This window comes from Gordonia sp. 34D (genome assembly GCF_056682775.1).
In genome coordinates this window covers 262,030-281,284 of sequence record NZ_CM155293.1, presented here as the reverse complement: position 1 = coordinate 281,284, position 19,255 = coordinate 262,030, and the positions used below count along the sequence as shown (strand labels likewise).

General features: G+C 64.0%; 15 protein-coding genes. 8 read left to right on the top strand and 7 right to left on the bottom strand.

What is annotated here, in order from left to right:
- Positions 1-26 precede the first annotated feature (26 nt).
- Positions 27-1,061, top strand: a complete 1,035-nt coding sequence (locus AC1L34_RS01370) for an LLM class flavin-dependent oxidoreductase (RefSeq protein WP_424293386.1) — start codon at positions 27-29, stop codon at positions 1,059-1,061.
- Between the two features lie 30 nt (positions 1,062-1,091).
- Positions 1,092-1,820, top strand: coding sequence for a peptidyl-tRNA hydrolase (locus tag AC1L34_RS01365; RefSeq protein WP_424293387.1), 729 nt, complete (start codon positions 1,092-1,094; stop codon positions 1,818-1,820).
- Between the two features lie 6 nt (positions 1,821-1,826).
- Here the strand turns inward: AC1L34_RS01365 and serB are convergent, their stop codons facing one another.
- The 3 genes from serB to ctaD form a co-directional block, all read right to left on the bottom strand.
- A complete protein-coding gene (serB, locus tag AC1L34_RS01360) occupies positions 1,827-3,047 on the bottom strand; it encodes a phosphoserine phosphatase SerB (protein ID WP_424293388.1) in 1,221 nt (406 codons plus the stop codon).
- 108 nt (positions 3,048-3,155) lie between these two features.
- A complete protein-coding gene (locus tag AC1L34_RS01355; protein WP_424293389.1) occupies positions 3,156-4,283 on the bottom strand; it encodes a polysaccharide deacetylase family protein in 1,128 nt (375 codons plus the stop codon).
- Between the two features lie 344 nt (positions 4,284-4,627).
- Complete coding sequence (gene ctaD / locus AC1L34_RS01350) at positions 4,628-6,337, bottom strand: aa3-type cytochrome oxidase subunit I (protein WP_480035062.1); 1,710 nt, start codon at positions 6,335-6,337, stop codon at positions 4,628-4,630.
- A gap of 298 nt (positions 6,338-6,635) precedes the next feature.
- Between ctaD and AC1L34_RS01345 the strand changes: the two genes are divergently transcribed.
- Genes AC1L34_RS01345 through AC1L34_RS01335 form a run of 3 tightly spaced genes read left to right on the top strand, consistent with a single transcriptional unit; the run spans position 6,636 to position 11,256 of the window.
- Positions 6,636-7,598: an ABC transporter substrate-binding protein gene (locus AC1L34_RS01345; RefSeq protein WP_480035297.1), complete on the top strand. Its 963-nt coding sequence runs from the start codon at positions 6,636-6,638 to the stop codon at positions 7,596-7,598.
- 35 nt (positions 7,599-7,633) lie between these two features.
- Positions 7,634-10,492 carry a DEAD/DEAH box helicase gene (locus tag AC1L34_RS01340; RefSeq protein ID WP_480035061.1) on the top strand — a complete coding sequence of 953 codons (2,859 nt, stop codon included), beginning with the start codon at positions 7,634-7,636 and terminating at the stop codon, positions 10,490-10,492.
- Complete coding sequence (locus AC1L34_RS01335) at positions 10,489-11,256, top strand: SWIM zinc finger family protein (RefSeq protein WP_480035060.1); 768 nt, start codon at positions 10,489-10,491, stop codon at positions 11,254-11,256. Before AC1L34_RS01340 ends, AC1L34_RS01335 begins: the two co-directional genes overlap by 4 nt.
- Positions 11,257-11,341: 85 nt before the next feature.
- Here the strand turns inward: AC1L34_RS01335 and nrdF are convergent, their stop codons facing one another.
- Both nrdF and AC1L34_RS01325 read right to left on the bottom strand, forming a co-directional pair.
- Complete coding sequence (gene nrdF, locus AC1L34_RS01330) at positions 11,342-12,343, bottom strand: class 1b ribonucleoside-diphosphate reductase subunit beta (RefSeq protein ID WP_480035059.1); 1,002 nt, start codon at positions 12,341-12,343, stop codon at positions 11,342-11,344.
- A 167-nt stretch (positions 12,344-12,510) separates the two neighbouring features.
- On the bottom strand, positions 12,511-13,071 hold the full coding sequence (locus AC1L34_RS01325; protein ID WP_480035058.1) for a TetR/AcrR family transcriptional regulator: 561 nt from the start codon (positions 13,069-13,071) through the stop codon (positions 12,511-12,513).
- Positions 13,072-13,171: 100 nt separating this feature from the next.
- Here AC1L34_RS01325 and AC1L34_RS01320 point away from each other — a divergent pair, with 100 nt between their 5' ends.
- Positions 13,172-15,661 (top strand): molybdopterin-dependent oxidoreductase, encoded by a 2,490-nt coding sequence (locus AC1L34_RS01320; RefSeq protein WP_480035057.1) that lies wholly within the window; start codon positions 13,172-13,174, stop codon positions 15,659-15,661.
- 127 nt (positions 15,662-15,788) lie between these two features.
- On the opposite strand, the gene AC1L34_RS01315 is transcribed toward AC1L34_RS01320, so the two are convergent.
- Positions 15,789-16,475 (bottom strand): response regulator transcription factor, encoded by a 687-nt coding sequence (locus AC1L34_RS01315; RefSeq protein ID WP_480035056.1) that lies wholly within the window; start codon positions 16,473-16,475, stop codon positions 15,789-15,791.
- A 186-nt stretch (positions 16,476-16,661) separates the two neighbouring features.
- Between AC1L34_RS01315 and AC1L34_RS01310 the strand changes: the two genes are divergently transcribed.
- Positions 16,662-17,102: a hypothetical protein gene (locus AC1L34_RS01310; RefSeq protein ID WP_480035055.1), complete on the top strand. Its 441-nt coding sequence runs from the start codon at positions 16,662-16,664 to the stop codon at positions 17,100-17,102.
- A gap of 436 nt (positions 17,103-17,538) precedes the next feature.
- The gene (locus AC1L34_RS01305; RefSeq protein ID WP_480035054.1) at positions 17,539-18,561 is read left to right on the top strand and encodes a sensor histidine kinase; all 1,023 of its coding nucleotides are present in this window, start codon (positions 17,539-17,541) and stop codon (positions 18,559-18,561) included.
- Positions 18,562-18,607: 46 nt separating this feature from the next.
- On the opposite strand, the gene AC1L34_RS01300 is transcribed toward AC1L34_RS01305, so the two are convergent.
- On the bottom strand, positions 18,608-19,174 hold the full coding sequence (locus AC1L34_RS01300; RefSeq protein ID WP_480035053.1) for an NUMOD3 domain-containing DNA-binding protein: 567 nt from the start codon (positions 19,172-19,174) through the stop codon (positions 18,608-18,610).
- Positions 19,175-19,255: the final 81 nt, after the last annotated feature.

Below are 19,255 nucleotides of genomic sequence, written 5' to 3'. Positions count from 1 at the left end.
ACGTGTCGTCGCGGGCTGAATCTAGCGTGACCGAAACCGTTAATTCTCCCCAATCTCAGTCCTCGCCGGCCTCGCGTGTTCCGTATTCGCTTCTTGACCTTGCCCAGGTAGGACCTGGCGAGACCGTCGCCGAATCGTTGAAGCATTCGCAACGCCTCGCCGAATTTGCCGACGGGACCGGCTATCAGCGCCTCTGGTACGCCGAGCACCACAACATGCCCGCGATTGCCTCGGCGGCACCGGCAGTGCTGATCGCGCACATGGCCGCACGCACTTCTCGAATCCGCCTCGGTGCCGGCGGAGTGATGCTGCCGAACCATTCACCGCTCGCCATCGCCGAGCAGTTCGGCACCCTCGCCGAGTTGCATCCCAACCGCATTGATTTGGGACTGGGTCGTGCTCCCGGCGGCGACGCCCCCACTTTCACCGCATTGCGTCGCACACCTGCAACATCGGAGAACTTTCCCGGCGATGTCGTCGAATTGCAGCGGTACTTCGCTGGCCAATCCGTCCACGGGGTAATCGCTAACCCCGGAGCCAACACTCACGTGCCGCTCTACATTCTGGGATCGTCACTCTTTGGTGCACAGTTGGCCGCCACGCTGGGTCTCCCCTACGCTTTTGCCTCACATTTTGCGCCCCGGGCGCTAGAACAGGCAATTGCGATCTACCGCCAGGACTTCCGTCCGGCCGAACTGCCCGACGGTGGGGCCACCGAGCCGTACGTGATGGCTGCGGTGACCGTGATCGCCGACGACGATGCGGCGCTGGCCCACGAACAACTACGTGAGGCAAAACTGCAGCGCATCAAGTTCCTCTTTAATCGGGGACGCAACCTCACCGACGATGAGGCCGAAATGCTGCTCGATGGCCCCCAAGGCGCGCAGGTCGACGAGATGCTGCACTACGCCGCGGTAGGCACCACCGACGATGTCCTCGCCGACCTCGACCGGTTCACCGCCCATACCGGTGCCGACGAGTTGATTCTCGCACCCCTCGCCAATGACCGCGATATCTGGTTTGGGACTGTCGAAAAGCTAGCCCCGGCACTCGAGGCGTAGGTCCCGGTTGCGCTCTGTAGCCTCGATCTCGTGCAGGTAAGCGATCAATACCGGCGTCTCGTCGCCGATCTCGGCAGGTACGACGACCCCGAAGACCCGGAGAATGTGCAAGCCATGCAGATGGCACTGCATATCGAGAAGGCCACCCCACCCGACCGGCATCAACTGCTGGTGGCGGCGGCACGTGCGGTTGCACAGTTGTGCCTGGATCCTCGGGTTGCGGCCGAGGGCGAGTGGGCTGGGGCCATGGATGCTTGGACCGACGCCCGGATTCGCAAGATCGCCCGCCGGGCACGCGGCGCACATTGGGTTGCCGCACAAGATGTTCCGGGTGTCACCGCAGAGAACGGCGGGGCAGCGGCACGGGCGTACGTGCCGAGCCGGATCGGCGACGTCGACAAGCGGGTGTCGAAACTCCAGATCGGCGGCACCGACGTCGAAGGTGAGCTGCCGGGCGACGACGCCTCACCCGGCCCGACCGGCGGGCTGATCCTCTGGGTCAATCCATACCTGGACATGACTGTCGGCAAGCTTGCCGCTCAGGTTGGACATGCGTCGATGCTCGGCGTCCGTTTAATGACCGAGCAGGAGGCCGACGATTGGTACACGGCTGGCTGCCCTCTCGACGTCGCGCTCCCCAGCAAAGACAGGTGGGCCACGCTCAGCAAGGCCGCCGACCGCGGTGAGGCGATCGCCGTCCATGACGCAGGCTTCACCGAGATTGCTCCCGGTTCGATATCGGTTATCGCGACCCGCTAGTTGTCGTCAGTCGATGGGGACCCGGCGGATCCCGCCGTCCGCGCTGTCGGCTGCCTCGACCTCCTCGCGGGTCACGCCCAACATAAACAGCACGGCATCGAGGTAGGGGTAGTCGAGGGTAGTGTCGGCGACCTCGCGCAGTGCGGGCTTCGCATTGAAAGCGATGCCCAATCCGGCGGCGGTCAGCATGTCGATATCGTTGGCACCGTCACCGACGGCGACGGTCTGCTCCATCGGGACGCCCCGCTCTTCAGCAAAGGCCGCCAGCGCACGGGCCTTACCCGGACGGTCGACCACTTCACCGATCACCTGACCGGTCAACTTGCCGTCGACGATCTCCAGGGTGTTGGCCCGGACAAAGTCGATGCCCAGCTCTTCCGCTAGGGGTTCGATGACCTGGCGGAATCCACCCGACACCAAACCGCAGTGGTAGCCGAGTCGATTCAGAGTACGGATCGTGGTCCGAGCCCCCGGGGTCAGCTCGAGGGATGCGGCGACGTTCGCAATCACGTCCTCATCCAGCCCAGCGAGCGCCTTGACTCGCTCGTGCAGCGAATCCGCAAAGTCGAGTTCGCCGCGCATCGCCGCTTCGGTAACCGCCGCGACCTCCGCCTCGCGGCCAGCCTTTGCCGCCAGCATCTCGATGACTTCACCCTGGATCAGGGTGGAGTCGACGTCGAAGACAATGACGCGCTTAGCGCGCCGCGCCAAGCCGCTGCGTTCCACTGAAATATTGATCGGATGCTTCGCCGCGACCGCGCCCAAGCATTCGCGGAGCAGCGCGTCACCGCTTGAGCCGACGGTGATCATAAGTTCGAGACCCGTCAACGGATAGTCAGCGATGCCGCGAATCGAATCAATATTGGCACCGCACGAATGCAGTTCGCCCGCCACTGCCTTGAACGCGAGCGCCGAGATCGGACGTCCGAGCAAGACCACAGCGTGCGTCGACGGCGCCAGCGCCTTGCCCGGCGGATCCAAATTGATCTCCACCTGCATCCCACGCTGATCCATCTGAATCGACACCGCTTCTTGGAGGTCATCCAGATCGCCCGCCGTCGCCACAAGGACACCGAGCGTCAAGTGATTGTGAATGACAACCTGTTCGACATCCAGCAGGTCCACACCGACCGACGACAGGGTTCCCATGAGGGACGAGGTGACACCGGGCTTATCGGGACCGCTCACCGTGATGAGCACCGTGCGCTTCGAATCGATCAATTCCACCAGTCAAGTATGGCCGGTCGGTTCGGGAACTGCGCGGGGAGGTCAGCCAAAGCAATCGAACGCGCCAACGTACCTCGGGGTGCGGAGAACTCGGGTGCGGGCCCTTCGTCAGCTTTTTGCGTCGACCGCCACCGGAGGCAGTCCCTGAAGCTCCTTCAGAACTGCCGGATCCTGTAGTTCCAGCCAGGAGACCAGATCGGTGTAGGTGGCGCAAATGGTCTCCGGATTGCCACAGACATCACGCATGAACTGCCAGGTCGCCGGATTGAACGCGTTTCCGCTCCAGTCGTTGAAATGGTTGGCGACGACAATCGGTGCCCGGTTGCCCGCGTAGGCACGTTTGTACATGTAGTTGTAAGTCCCGCGGACCATTCTGCTGATCTTGGGCGCTTGTTTCGGTGTGTTTTTTGCGCCGTTATAGGTCATCCAGAAATTGAAGTCGAGCGCGGTTTGCCGAGCCTTCAACGCAGGCGAGTAGACGTACGGCACCGGAAATTCCCAGATTCCGCGGGTCTTCGACGGCCAGTAAATGCCGGGCTTCGCCGCGGGCATCGATGAGTCCCATGTCATTTGGTGGGCGCGCAGAGCCGGAAAGAGTTTCTCTGGAGAACCCTCAAGGCACTGTGTTCGGCCACCTTTGACCGCCCCCGGACCAAATGCGAGGTCAGGACCGTCGTTGATGCCGGTATTGCGACGCCAGTTTTGCATGAGCGAGAAGAACTGGTTGAGTTCGTTCTTCCAGTCACCGGCTGTCCAGTCTTTACCGGGGTACTTCGTGCCAGCACAGAAGTGGCCGACGAAGTGGGTGCCCATCTCGTGACCGGCGTACCAGGTGCGGTTCAAGTAGCCGATCTGTTCGCGGACTTCTTTTCTCGTGCCTCCGAACGGCAGTGCCGACTCGCCGGGAAGATGCCCCGGTCCCCGATACCGTTTGCTCGCTCGGTCGGTGAGGAAGTACAGCCCGGTCATCAACGCGGTGAACCGGGCTCCGGACTCCTCGGCAGCCTTCAGAAACTCATCCCAGTTCGGTGAGACGCCCACGCCGTCGAAAGAAAACAGAACGAATTGCGGCGGCTTCTCCCCCGGTGCCAACTTCCGCATCGGAACGTTGGACGGGACCCGCGTTGGCAGCGCTGGTGCCACCACGGCAGGCGTCGTGGAAGTCGACTCAAGCGGTGCGGCCTCAGCCTTGAACGACGGAGCACATCCACTGACGAACAGTGAAATTGCGGCCACAACTGCCGCAATGAAGCGGGTGCGCGAAGAATCTCCGGAAATGCCAGCGGCCTATCTCGATAGTCGGCGTCAGCTCTGAACTGCCATCAACCGGGCACGCCTCTGCAGTTCGGTGATCGTCGAGCAAACGTTGGGACAACGCTCTATTGAGTCTGAAAGTAGCCGACATCACCGGTAACTCCAATAGATAACTCACCAATCTGGCCGATCCGCACAATCAGACGACACTTTCCCATCAATTTCTCGCCATGGATGCAAAGACAGGATGCAAAAACAGTCAGGCCCATCCGAGTTTCCTCGGACGGGCCTGACTGCAGTGGTTCTACTCCACTAGCGCAAACCGACTAGTGGTTGGCGTTGCTACTGCCCCAACCGACATGGGCTTCGGAACGCATGCGCTCCACCATGTGCGGGTAGTGCAGCTCGAATGCCGGGCGCTCCGAGCGGATGCGAGGCAGCTCAGTGAAGTTGTGGCGCGGCGGCGGGCAGCTGGTGGCCCACTCGAGTGCGTTGCCGAAGCCCCAGGGGTCATCGACGGTGACAACTTCGCCGTAGCGGTAGCTCTTGAAGACGTTCCACACGAACGGCAGGGTCGACAGACCCAGGATGAACGCGCCGAGCGTCGAAATCATGTTCAGCGTGGTGAAACCGTCCGACGGCAGGTAGTCGGCGTAGCGACGCGGCATGCCCTCGTTACCGAGCCAGTGCTGGACCAAGAACGTGGTGTGGAAGCCGATGAACGTCAACCAGAAGTGCCACTTGCCGAGGGTCTCGTCGAGCATGCGTCCGGTCATCTTCGGGAACCAGAAGTAGATACCCGAGAAGGTGGCGAACACGATGGTGCCGAAGAGCACGTAGTGGAAGTGTGCGACGACGAAGTACGTGTCCGTGACGTGGAAGTCCAAGGGCGGGCTGGCGAGCAGGACGCCGGTCAGGCCACCGAACAGGAAGGTCACGATGAAGCCGATGGCAAACAGCATCGGGGTTTCGAACGTTATTCGACCCTTCCACATGGTGCCGATCCAGTTGAAGAACTTCACGCCCGTCGGGACGGCGATCAAGAACGTCATGAATGAGAAGAACGGCAGCAAGACCGAACCGGTCACGTACATGTGGTGCGCCCAGACGGCCACCGACAGTGCGGCGATCGCGAGGGTGGCGTACACCAGGCCCGAGTAGCCGAAGGTGGGCTTACGGGAGAAGACCGGGAAGACCTCCGAGACGACGCCGAAGAACGGAATCGCGACGACGTACACCTCGGGGTGACCGAAGAACCAGAACAGGTGCTGCCACAAGATGACGCCGCCGTTGGCGGGGTCGTACAGGTGCGCGCCGAACTGGCGGTCAACCTCAAGGCCCAACAGTGCTGCGGTGAGCAACGGGAAGATGAGCAGGATCAGTACGCTCGTCACCAGGATGTTCCAGGTGAAGATCGGCATGCGGAACATGGTCATACCCGGTGCGCGCAAGCACACGACGGTGGTGATCATGTTGACCGCACCCAGGATGGTGCCCAGACCGGCAACGCCCAGACCCATGATCCACAGGTCGGCGCCCATGCCCGGCGCGTGGACCGCGTCGGTCAGCGGGGTGTAAGCGGTCCAACCGAAGTCAGCAGCACCACCCGGGGTCAGGAAGCCACCGAGAGCGACCAGGTTGCCGAAGAGGAACAACCAGTAGCCCATGGCGTTCAGACGAGGGAAAGCCACGTCCGGCGCGCCAATTTGGAGCGGCAAAACAAAGTTGGCGAAGCCGATCACGATCGGGGTCGCGTACATCAGCAGCATCACCGTGCCGTGCATGGTGAACAACTGGTTGAACTGCTCATTCGAAAGGAACTGCAGGCCCGGTTGGGTCAGTTCCACACGCATGAGCAACGCCATCAGTCCGCCAACTAGGAAGAAGGCGATACAGGTGGTGATGTACATCATGCCGATCAGCTTGTGATCGGTTGTCGTGATGAGCTTGTAGAAGAACGAGCCCTTGGGCTGAACGCGGGCCGGATATGGCCGTTCCGCTTCAACCCGGGTCGTCGGTTGGTCTACCGCGGTCACAGATTCCTCCTCCTCGGCGCCACTGGCCGACACCTGGGCGTTTCGGCCCAAATCACTACTGTCGTGCCAACACTGGCGCTAGCGCTACGTACTGATCGTAAACCAGACCGAAGCACTATTCCGACTGGGTCCTACGATCTGTCGTATTTCCACATTAGCGCTGCTTGATCGTGGCTGGTAGCCCCCATTCGCGGAAGGGCGTCGATGCTAGCGTGAGCGAGTGTCATTCAAGCCCACCAGATTTCCGCGCCAGAGTTCGACGCTGCGCCGCACGGCTGCTTTAGCCGCGACTGCCGCGATGGCATTCGGACTGAGCGCCTGCGCGAGCGATGACGGCATTCTCCGCACACCGGATGGATCGGTGATTTCCACCACCGTCACGCGGATTGCCGAGGTCAACATCGTCAATCCCGGTCGCGACAACAGCAAAACGTGCCTCGCGCCGACAGCACCCGACGCCGGTAAGGCCGACGTCGCGCGCATCGTCGTCACCGATCCAGCCCTGCTCGACGCCCTGTGCGCGCTGGGCATGGGCGCACAGGTCAAGGGAATCACTGCTGGCGCGGGTTCGGTGCCTGCCTATCTCGGCCCGCAATTCGCGTCGATCCCGGCCTTGGGCGATGCCCCGACGGCCGACGCGGTGAAGACTGCCGCACCAGATATGGTGCTCTCCTCCCCCGAGACGGCTACCCAACTGTCAGTTCTGACCGCGACCGGCGCGCTCGGGAAGGCGCGGACCGCGACCGTTGATCCCGGACAAGAGTGGGAGAAGTCGTTCCGCGACATCGCAGCCGCCGTGAACCGCTCGCATGCCGCCGACGAGCGCCTAGCCGATTTCAATACCGAAGCGACCCGCGTCGGCAAGGTGATGGATGCTCGGCACAGTGAAGTGTCCCTGGTCCGCTTTATGCCCGACGCCGAAATGATTGAGGGCACCGCCTCGTTCGGGGCACAGATCATGTCGATGATCGGGGTGGCCCGCCCGGTGGCGCAGCGAACCCCGGCGGCAGTTCCCGCGACCGACGCGAACTTCACTGACGCGGACGCCGACCTCATCTACGTCAGCTACGACGGCGATGCCGGCCTCGCCCGCGGCAAAGAGGTCCTGATGAGTGATCAGTGGCTCGACATGGGTGCCCCCACCTGGAATCGCGTCCTGTCCGTCGATGACAGCATTTGGTACGGCACGTCGGGTCTCGCGGCCGCCTGGCTGGTACTCAACGATGTGAAGGACTCGCTTAACAGCAGTTCGGGAGGCTAGCCGTTACCGCTGATATCGCGTCACGCGAGGTTCCCGTGCGCGTGCGATGGGTGCCGGGCCTTGGCCTGGCGGCCTGGCCCGACGCAGGCGGCGCCGTCGGCGCTGTCTTCGGCGAGAGCGTCGAGCTGCCCGAGGCCCTCGAGGATCTATTGGCGAAGCGGAAGCTGCGCCACACCGTCGAACTTCCCGGGCGCGATGGCACCCGGCAGTACTTGGCCGCCACGGGTCTTGGCGTGCGCACCGCGGTGGAACTGCTTGACCGGTGCGAGCATCTGCACTCCGGCGGCGACATCGCCTATTACCGCTATCTCCTGGCCGCCGTGCGCTCCTACATCGCCGCCGGGTCGGTGGCACCAAGCACCGTCCTCGTCGGCGGCGAGCATGAAATGCGTTGGCTACCAACGCCTTCGCCGGGATGGCACAGCTGGTTAGCAGTCGCGCAAGCCTCCGCACCTCGCGCGCTCGCCGACAGTGGCAGCGTGGGTGATTTTGTTGCCGAGACCCTCGACCATGAGTGCCGCAGACTCCTCGACGGCTCGGGCGTGTCGTCGACCGTCCAGCTGATCGCGAGCCTCGCCACCCGGTCGGCAAGCCTGCTGCCACCCGAGGTGGGCCCGCGCAGCGCGCAGGCCTGGCACGACTGGATCGGTACCGCCGGGCCGGGGAAAACGTCCGTCGTCTTGCGGCTGCACCTGCCGCCCGACGACCCCGAGGGCCCGATTGTTCCCGCAGACCATGTCCGATGGCGACTGGAAATCTGCAGGCAAACCCCGGCCGGCGAATTGCAGCCGGTAGTCCCGCACCGGCTCGACGCCCACGACCTCGACGCCGTCACCACCGAACTGGCCATCGCCATGCAGGCCTTTGGCGAACTCAGCCGCGCCGAAGCCGACCCGCACAACCTGGACTTTTTACTGACGACGACGGTCGTAGATGAGCTCCTGGCGCACGGCGCGGGCGAATTACAGTCCGCGGGCATCAACGTGCTGCTGCCGTCGTCGATCGCGGCGGTGACCCCGTCGCTGTCGATTCACGCCCAGCAGACGCCCGGCGGCGGATCGCGACCCGGCTTTGTGGGACTCGACGAGATTTCCGATTTTGAATGGCGGCTAGCCCTGGGCGCCAACGCCGGTTCGACGGAACTGTCACAGACCGACATTGACGAGTTAGCTTCGCAGAGTGGCGATTTGGTCCGTCTGCGCGGCAAATGGCTGCGTGCCGAGGGGGCCGCGCTGCATCGAGCGGCATCGTTCATTGCGGCGCAACGGGCCCTGAAATCCGACGATGATGCCCCAACCATGTCCGACCTTTTGGCGCTCGTCACCAACCTCGACGATTCCCTGCCCGTGCCGGTCAATGCCGTTTCCGGACTCAGCTGGCTCGACGATATCGCCGCGCGCGGGGTGTTCGTACCGCCTGAACTCCCCGCCCCGGCATCGTTGAATGCCCAATTGCGGCCCTATCAGCAACGCGGCCTGGAATGGCTCGCGGCACTGGGTCAGATTGGTGCCGGCGGCGTCCTCGCCGACGATATGGGCTTGGGAAAGACCGTCCAGGTGATCGCCCTGCTGACCGCCAGCCGGGAGGGATCATCCCCTTCTACTCCGGTGAACCCCGCCCTGGTGGTGTGCCCAATGTCGGTGATCGGCAACTGGAATCGCGAACTGTCGACGTTCGCCCCGCACTTAAAAGTCCTGGTGCACCACGGCGCGGGACGGTCGGCCGATCTCATTACCGAGACGGCCCCCGACGTGGTGCTCACGACCTTCGCGACCCTGGCCCGCGATCGTGCGGCGCTGGCTGCCCTGCCGTGGCGCGAACTCGTCGTCGACGAGGCACAACATGTGAAGAACGTCCATACCGCGGCTGCGAAAGCCCTGCGCGCCATTCCTGCCCAGTCCCGCATCGCCCTCACCGGTACGCCCGTGGAGAACCGACTCGAGGATCTGCGCGCGGTCATCGATCTGGTGAATCCTGGCTTGCTTGGCACCGCCTCGAGCTTCCGTTCCCGGTTCGCCGAACCCATTGAGCGCGACCGCGATCCGCGCGCTCTCGCCCGTCTGACGTCGGTGACGAAGCCGTTCATTCTGCGGCGCGAGAAGACTGATCCAACGATCGTCCCCGACCTTCCCGAGAAGACCGAACTGCTGGTGCGGACCAACCTGTCGCCCGAGCAGGCTGGGCTGTATCAGGCTGTGCTGAACGAGCTGAACGAGGCGCTGGCCGACACTCGTCAAGGGGGGCCGCGTCGTCGAACGGTGCTCGCTGCACTGACCCGGTTGAAGCAGATCTGCAACCATCCCGCGCACTACCTCGGCGACAGCTCGGCCATGCTGCGCCGGGGCAGACATCGCTCGGGCAAGGTGGAACTGATGGTCGACGTGCTGACGACCTTGATCGCCGAGGGCGACCGCGCCCTGGTGTTTACCCAGTTCGCAGCGTTTGCGGAGTTGCTGTCGGAGTGGCTCGAACCCGTCCTCGGGACCGATGTGCCGGTGTTGCACGGCGGGAGTTCGCGCGAACAGCGCGACGGGATGGTCGAGCGGTTCTCACGCCCCGACGGTCCGCCGATCCTGCTCGCCACCTTGAAGGCCGGCGGTACCGGCCTGAACTTGGTCGCCGCCAACCACGTCATCCACATTGACCGCTGGTGGAACCCGGCCGTCGAAGACCAGGCGACCGACCGCGCGTATCGCATTGGCCAGCAGCGAAACGTGCAGGTCCGCAAGTTTGTGTGCGTCGGAACTCTCGAGGAGCGCATCGACGAGATGGTCGTCGCCAAGCGGGAACTGTCGAAACTCACCGTCAGCACTGGCGAATCGTGGCTTAGCGATCTCGACAACGACACCCTGATGGATTTGCTGGCCTTGCGCGAAGATGCGGTGTCCGAATGAGTCCCGGGCGTCGCAGAGCCAAGCCCGCGGTGCGCGGCTACGGGATCACCGGCTGGTCGCGGGCCTTCGTCGGCGTCGTCGAGTCCGGCGCCGACCATCGACGGATCACCGGCGCGCGACGATACTTCCGCGAACGGCACGTCGACGGACTGGAGATTTCGCACGGCTTCGTCACCGGTTCGGTGCGCGGCAGTCAGCTCGACCCGTTTGACGTGCGCTTAGACATGCGGACCGTCGACCCCGCGACCGTGATCTCGCTACTGAAGCAGACGGGCTCGGTGAACGACCTTCTCGCGTTGGCCCGCGGCGAACAACCCGCCGGGCTCGGGAACTTGATCGCACCGACCGAGGCGGCCGACGTCGTCTCGGACTGCACGTGCCCCGACGACGCGCCCCGTTGCACCCACGTGCTGGCCGTTGCCTTTGAGGTAGCGGCCGAAATCGACCGTCGCCCAACAACTTTGCTGACCGTCATGGGGACCGACCTGCCGGAATTGTTGGCGACGGCGCAGGAGGGCGATACCGCCGTCGACGATGAACCGGAGGCCGCGCCGGCGGGCGGTCCGTTGATGGCTGACGATCCCTTTGGCGATCACCTCATGCCGCCGCCGGTGCCGTCGTTCCCGGCGACCGACCCCCTCAGCGCTCTTGACCCCACGCTCTTGCGCCAGGCTCTTCGCGCCACGGGTGTGCCCCTGACTGAGATCGCCGAAGCCCTCGACGACCTGGAAACGTACTACGACGTCTTTGCCCGACGCCGATAGAGAACGAGGCAGTAGAAAAAAGTTTCCGCAGCTGCGCGCATGATGCAGCTGCGGAAACTTTTAACGGGTCAATCGACGTGCGTGGTTAGAAGTCCCAGTCGTCGTCTTCGGTGTTGATGGCCTTGCCGATGACGTACGAGCTACCCGAGCCGGAGAAGAAGTCGTGGTTCTCGTCGGCGTTCGGCGACAGTGCCGACAGGATCGCCGGGTTCACGTCAGTCTCGTCCTTCGGGAACATTGCCTCGTAGCCCAAGTTCATCAGGGCCTTGTTGGCGTTGTAGCGCAGGAACTTCTTGACGTCCTCGGTGAGGCCGACCTCGTCGTAGAGGGCTTCGGTGTAGTCGTTCTCGTTGTCGTAGAGCTCGAAGAGCAACTCGAAGGTGTAGTCCTTGAGTTCCTGGCGACGTTCCGGAGTCTCCACCTCAAGACCGCGCTGGTACTTGTAGCCGATGTAGTAACCGTGAACGGCCTCGTCGCGAATGATGAGGCGAATCATGTCGGCAGTGTTCGTCAGCTTGGCGCGCGAGCTCCAGTACATCGGCAGGTAGAAGCCGGAGTAGAACAGGAACGACTCAAGCAGCGTCGAAGCGATCTTGCGCTTCAAGGGATCGTCACCACGGTAGTAATTCATGATGATCTGAGCCTTGCGCTGCAAGTACTCATTTTCTTCCGACCAGCGGAAGGCTTCGTCGATTTCCTTGGTGGAACTCAGCGTCGAGAAGATTGAGCTGTAGCTCTTGGCGTGCACCGACTCCATGAACGCGATGTTCGTCATGACGGCTTCCTCGTGCGGGGTAATCGCATCGGGGATAAGCGAGACGGCACCGACAGTGCCCTGGATCGTGTCGAGCAGGGTCAGGCCGGTGAAGACGCGCATCGTCAGCGTCTTCTCGTACTCGGTGAGAGTGCCCCACGACGGGATGTCGTTCGACACCGGAACCTTCTCCGGCAGCCAGAAGTTGCCGGTCAGACGGTCCCACACCTCGGCGTCTTTTTCGTCCTGGATCCGGTTCCAGTTGATAGCGGAAACCCGGTTCACCAGCTTAATTGGCGCACCGTCGGCGGGACTGTGGGCGAACTCAGACATGGCACCTCACATAGAGAAGAAAATACGAATCGATCCCCGCCCACCCTACCTTCGACCAACCCCCACCGTTATCGCACCCCGTGTGGTTGTCGCACGAGGGCGCGACCTAGTGCGACAACCACAACCGGTGCGATAACGAAGCGCGTCCTCGGTCACGTCGAGCGAACTTAACGCTCATGCACAACGGGTGCCTTCGCAGCCGAGATGAGACCCTCGAGGTACCCAATGACCTCGTCGAGCGGCTCTACCGACCGCTGGACGCGGCAGAGGATGATCGCACCCTCGACACTTGCGATAGTCATCGCAGCCAGACTTGCGGCCGCTCGCGCGTCAATGCCCTCGGCAATCATGGTCGCGGAGAGGGCATCTAGCCAACGTCGCATCGTCGACTCAATCGCTGGCCGAAGAGCCGCATCGTCAGGTGACCCACCCACGGCCGCCGAGACGATCGGGCAGCCTGCCTGGTAGTCGGACTCGCGAAGGACATCCCTCCAGAAGCCCGCGAACCGGCGGAGCACCTCGATCGCACCGCCAGTCGACGTGCTTTCGATGAGGGTCGTGATGGTGTCGGAGGCAAGGTCGAGCGCACCTGCCACCAGTTCGGTTCGCCCTCCGGGAAAGTGGTGGTACACCGAGCCACGCGGGGCACCGGTTCGTTCCAGGACCGCATCGATCGTGACGCCGGCAACCCCCCGCTCCCGCAGCAGGCCGACAGCACCGATCAACATTTTCTTGCGGGTCCCGCCCCGAACTCCGATGACACCTTCTCCTCTCGTGCGCCACACTCGCACCCTTGCTATGGATTATGCCATAGTCCATACTTTCGGAATGACTGGCGAAGCACCCACCACCGACTGGCAAAAATCGGCGTGCATCCTGTGCGAATGCAACTGCGGCCTGGAGATTCAGGTGGCCGACGGGCGGCTCACCAAAATTCGCGGCGACAAGGACCACCCGTCGTCGCAGGGCTATACCTGCGAGAAGCCACTCCGCCTGGACAAGTACCAAAATGGCCGCGACCGGCTGACCTCACCGCTTCGTCGACGACCAGACGGAACATACGAGGAGATCGACTGGGACACCGCGATCGACGAGATCGCCGAGCGGCTGGGCGCGGTCAAGAAGGCTCACGGCGGCGAGCGGATCCTCTATTACTCCGGCGCTGGCCAGGGCAATCACCTGCCTGCGGCCTACGGGCAATCACTGCGAGCAGCTCTCGGGATGCGGTACTACTCCAACGCGCTGGCGCAGGAAAAGACCGGCGAGGCGTGGGTCGACGCGCAGCTCTACGGCACGCACACAAAGGGAGATTTCGAGCACGCCGAGGTCGTCATGTTCCTCGGGAAGAATCCCTGGCAGACGCACTCGTTCCCGCGTGCCCGCCCCGTCCTCAAAGAGATTGCGAAGGACCCAGCACGCTCCATGATCGTGGTCGATCCACGCACGAGTGAGACCGCAGCGATGGCCGACTTCCACCTCCAAGTGATTCCGGGCACGGACGCCTGGTGTCTGGCCGCGATGCTCGCCGTCGTCGTTGAGGAAGACCTGCTCGACGACGCCTTCATCGCCGAGCACACCGACGGCGTGGACGACGTGCTTGCGGTTCTGCGACGGGTCCCCATCAGCGGCTACGCCGAGACCTGCGGTGTGGATGAGCAACTCATCCGGGCCGCCACGCGTCGCTTCGCGACCGCGGCGAGCGCGACCACCTACGAGGACCTCGGCATCCAGCAGGCGCCCAACAGCACCCTGGTGTCGTATCTCAACAAGCTGCTATGGATGTTGACCGGCAATTTCGGCCGTCCGGGCACGATGTACCTGCATTCATGGTTCTCCTCCCCCGTTGCCGCACCGGGCGGCGACCCGAGGCGCGCTCAGCGACCGCCGTCGCGCGGATTCGCCAAGAGGGCTCGCACCGTTGTCGCGAGTGCGGTGGGAATCGGGGCCAGCGGCATCGCACGCGCGGTCCCCGCCGCCGCCACGACACCACTGCCTGCAGACCTCATCAATGCCGCCGCACACGCCATGCTGATTCAGCTCGCTCCCAAACTGAGCGCCGGACTAGCCGCCGAACAACAACCGGCTACGGGGCGACTAACCCCCGTCACCGGCGCACGGGTTCTCGCCGGTCTGATGCCGTGCAATTCGATCGCCGATGAGATTTTGACCGACCATCCCGACCGGCTCCGCGCGATGTGGATAGACAGTTCCAATCCCGCGCACTCGTTGCCGGAGTCGCAGCGCTTTATCGACGCGATGCATGCGTGCGAGCTGACGGTGGTCGTCGACATCGCCATGACCGAGACTGCGCGCCAAGCCGACTACGTACTTCCTGCCTCGAGCCAGTTTGAGAAGTGGGAATGCACATTCTTCAATATCGAGTTCCCCCACAACGCCTTTCAACTCCGGGCACCGCTGCTCCCACCGCGGACCGGAACGCTTCCGGAGCCGGAGATCTATGCCCGACTTCTGCGGAAGATGGGCGCGGTCGACGAGGCGCTGCTTGATCGCCTTCGGACCGCGCTCACCGCAGGGACCGATGCCTTTGCCCTCGCCGTATTCTCTGCCGCGGCGGCCGACCCGTCGCTGCTCCGGGTGATTGGATACATCCTTTACGAGACTCTCGGACCAACGCTGCCCGACGGTGCCCGCGGCGCAGCCATTCTCTGGGGTGCATCGCACCTGTGCGCCCTCACGAACCGCGATGCGGTGGCTCGGGCAGGCTTCACGGGATCGGGAATGCAACCCGGTCAGAAACTCTTCGACGCCATTCTCCGCGAGCGGTCCGGCGTGGTTTTCTCCGTCGACGAGTGGGAGCACGCGTGGGATTACGTGCTGCGCCGCGACAATCGCTTCACGGTGGCGATCGGGGAACTGCTCCCCAAGATTGATGAGCTCCGCGAGGCACCGTCGTCGTGGACGACTGCCGAGTTCCCGTTCATCCTTATGGCTGGCGAACGACGCGCCTTCACAGCCAACACCATCATCCGCGATCCGCAGTGGCGTCGCCGCGATGCCGGCGGGGCACTGCGGATCAGCGTCGAGGATGCCGACCGCCTCGGGCTGGAGCCCGATTCCCGGGTTCGGGTTACGACCGAAGCCGGTTCCCTTGAATCGTCCATCGAGATCAGCGCGATGATGCGCGCGGGCCACGTCTCGCTCCCGAACGGCTTGGGGCTCGACTATCCCGGAGAGGACGGCCTCGCCCGCCCAGGTATTGCACCGAACGAGCTGACCAGTGCAAAGTATCGCGATTGGTTCGCCGGGACGCCATGGCACAAGTACGTTCCCGCGCGGATCGAACCGGTCACGGCGTAGCCGGCCGGTCCCTCGGCCGGTCCCTACCGCCGTTGTCGCACCCCGTGTGGTTGTCGCACTACGTCGCGACATAGTGCGACAACCACAACCGGTGCGACAACCACAGCCGGTGCGCACTGCGCAGTAGTCAGCCAGGCAGGCCGCCGTCGGCGCGGAGGCGGTATCCGACGCCGCGCAGGGTCTCGATCGCCGTGCACCCGAACGGGGCGTCGATCTTCCGACGCAGGTAACCCACGTACACCTCGACGACGTTCTCGGCACCGTCGTAGTGCGCGTCCCACACGCTGGACAGGATGGCAGTCTTGGTGAACACGGCACCGGCATTGCGCATCAGATACTCCAGCAATCCAAACTCGCGGGGCGTCAACTCCATGGGGACGTTGCCGCGGGTCACGCGATGCTCGGAGGGGTCGAGGGTGAGATCGCCGGCGGCGAGAACAGCGGGACGCACCGGCGCACCGCGGCGAAGCAGGGCCCGCAACCGCGCAATCAGCACGACGAACGAGAACGGTTTGGTCAGGTAATCGTCAGCACCTAGATCGAAGGCGTCGGCTTGGTCGTATTCGCCGTCCTTCGCGGTGAGCATCCGGACCGGGGACCAGACCTGGGCTGCGCGCAGGCGGCGCAGGACCTCATAGCCACTGAGTTCGGGCAGCATGATGTCGAGCATGATCACGTCGAACCGCTCTTGGGAGGCGCGCCAGAGGGCGTCGGCACCGTCGGTCGATATCTGTACGGCGAATCCCTCGAGTTCTAGACCTCGGCGCACCGTCTCGGCCAGCCGGACTTCGTCTTCGACGACCAAAACTCGCACCGGTACCCCATTTCTGCCGCTCTCGGCGACGCCTGTGTCACCAGCGTGCGTGTCGGGCGCTGTGGCCGCGCTGAGAACAGTGCGGGCTCGCAGCACTCAGCGCGGTCACAGTGAGCGACGACCACGGTGGAGATCGGTTGCTGACCCCCGGCGACCATCGTTCGCAAAACGATGGAAGGACCCACCATGAAGAAGATCGACCCCTCGAAGTTCAAGATTTCCCGCACGGCCCTCGCAGGTATCGGAATCGTGCTGACGGTCGGTGGCCTCGGCGGCGGCGTGGCCGCGGCAGCCACCTCCAGTGGTCCAGTCGCTGGCGTCGTCCAGACGGCGAACACTCCCGTCCAAGCGCCCGGAGTTGTGAATGCCCCGGACCGTCCCGGCGTGGTCGACAAAGCCGAAGCTGGCGATACCCCCGACCACCCCGGCGCCGTCGACAAGCCCGAGCCCGGCGACACCCCCGACCAGCCTGGCGCCGTCGACAAGCCCGAAGCTGGCGACACCCCCGACCACCCCGCCGCCGTCGACAAGCCCGAGCCCGGCGACACCCCTGACCAGCCCAGCGCCGTCGCGCATCAGGACCGTCCGGAACCCGGTGACACACCGGACGCTCCCAGCGGGCACTGATCGCCTGAAAGATCGAAGCATCGGTCCTCCACCGGCCTACGGTGGAGGACCGATCGCGCTGCCAGCGGAAGGAAGCCGTTCGTGTCCTCGAAGAGTTGGCGAAGTCGCCTCGTACACCCCTCGCGGTGGCCGCTGCGGGTGCGTTCGGCGGCATCGGCCGCAGTCGTAGTCGGGTTTGCCCTGCTACTCGGTGCCGGGGCCCTGCTGTGGCTGCTCAATCGCACGCTGATCGGTGCCGTTGACTCCGCTGCCATCACTCGTGCCAACGACATCGTGAACCAACTCGCCCACGACTCACCTGCCGACCTCGACGGCGCCCTGTTCGCCATCGACGGCCGGGTATCGGTGGTGCAGGTGGTCTCTGACCGCGGGACCGTGCTGCGTACCTCGGGCAGAGCCTCCGCGCCGCCACTGGTCACCGTGCAGCCAGGGGAAGGTGCAACCACCGCGAGCAAACCGGCCGACGGCACCGGCCCCCGGCCTGCGCGTCGCGGTCCGTCCCGCCGACACCCCGAGCGGACACGTGGTGGTTCTGGTCGGTGCCAACGACGAGTCGGTGGAATCAACGCTGACCACTGTGGCGATACTTCTGGCCATCGGCGGCCCGCTGATCGTCGTCATCACCGCCGCCTCCACGTGGGTTCTGGTCGGCGCGTCGCTGCGCTCGGTGGAGCGGATACGGTCCCGGGTCGCCGAGATCGACGCAGGCGACCTATCCACGCGGGTACCGGTGCCACCGACGGCGGACGAGATCGCCCGCGTCGCCGAGACCATGAACTCCATGCTCGGCCGTCTTGAGGCAGCGCAATTGACACAACGACGGTTTGTCGGCGACGCGTCCCACGAACTCCGCAGCCCACTCGCGACCCTCGCGGCCGCGTTGGAACTCGCGAAGGAACGCCCCGAAACCTTCGACCGCGCGCTGCTCACCGACACGCTGATCCCCGAGGCCACTCGCATGCAGCGGCTAGTCGAGGACCTACTGATTCTGGCCCGCGTCGACGAAGCCGGCCCTGTCCCCCGCCGCCACGACGTGGACCTCGACGACGTGACCGACGAGCAAGTCCGCGCCATCACCTCCCCGCCCGCGGTGACCGTGCACGCCACGATCGCACCCGCACGGGTCACCGGCGACCGGGAAGCGCTGGCACGCGTGGTGCGCAACCTGGTCGACAACGCCGTCACGCACGCCCGGTCTACGGTCACCGTCACCGTGGTGGCCCGCCACGACGGCGGCCGCATCGTGGTCGAGGACGACGGTGCAGGCATCCCGATCGACGACCGAGCCCGGGTGTTCCAACGCTTCGTCCGACTCCAAGCCGACCGCTCGCGACAGACCGGCGGCAGCGGTCTCGGCCTCGCGATCATCGCCGAACTCGTTGCCGCACACGGCGGAACAATCACCCTCGACGAGTCGCCACTGGGCGGTGCCCGCTTCACCGTCGACCTGCCCCGCTGAGGTGCGATCGACCACACAGAACACAACATGCAGCTGTCTCGCGCAATCATTGCGCTCCGTCAGAGCGATCCTCTTGGCAGTACTCGCACGTCGCTTTGAAGACACCCTTGTTGGTGTGATGCCGCGTATGCGCACTGCGGCGGCTCGACGGCATTGGTCGACCTTTTCGGACGGCAGACATCTTTGCTCTCGTTTCCGCACTCGCCCGCTTGCCGAAGTTCGGATTACCGGCACCACGCTTTTGCTCGGAGAGTTTCTGCCGCGACTCCCGCGACATCGTGTGACCGTACGACGGGTGGTCTTCGCCAAACTTGCCGTAGTTCGGGTTGTCAGGACCAGAATTGGTGCCCTTGCGGGCCGCCGACCACTTCGCTCGCTGCTCATCACTGTGGTGGTGCCCATAGAACGACGAACCAACTCCAGATCGTCTAACGACCTTTCGGCCGGTTGATCTAACCCGAGCGGCCTCTCGCATTTCTTCAGTCCATTCGACGCCGGTAGGCCCTAGGCCGCCATCGGAAATGTTCAACAGCGGTTGTCCTTCCTTGCGGAGGTAGGCAATCCAATCGATCTCCGCCTGCCCAAGTTCTTTCCGCCCCTCAACCCAGGACAAGACGTCGGCAATAATCTCGCCGCGATCGTACTTACGCAGCCAGTCGTAAATGGAGTCTTTCGACCACCGCGTGCTGTCGAG

Bases quoted from the DNA above. Each gene is read 5' to 3' on its own strand.
- AC1L34_RS01335 (WP_480035060.1), top strand. From the start codon at position 10,489: ATGAGTCCCGGGCGTCGCAGAGCCAAGCCCGCGGTGCGCGGCTACGGG.
- AC1L34_RS01325 (WP_480035058.1), bottom strand. From the start codon at position 13,071: ATGTTGATCGGTGCTGTCGGCCTGCTGCGGGAGCGGGGGGTTGCCGGC.
- nrdF (WP_480035059.1), bottom strand. From the start codon at position 12,343: ATGTCTGAGTTCGCCCACAGTCCCGCCGACGGTGCGCCAATTAAGCTG.
- AC1L34_RS01345 (WP_480035297.1), top strand. From the start codon at position 6,636: ATGGCATTCGGACTGAGCGCCTGCGCGAGCGATGACGGCATTCTCCGC.
- AC1L34_RS01320 (WP_480035057.1), top strand. From the start codon at position 13,172: ATGACTGGCGAAGCACCCACCACCGACTGGCAAAAATCGGCGTGCATC.
- AC1L34_RS01310 (WP_480035055.1), top strand. From the start codon at position 16,662: ATGAAGAAGATCGACCCCTCGAAGTTCAAGATTTCCCGCACGGCCCTC.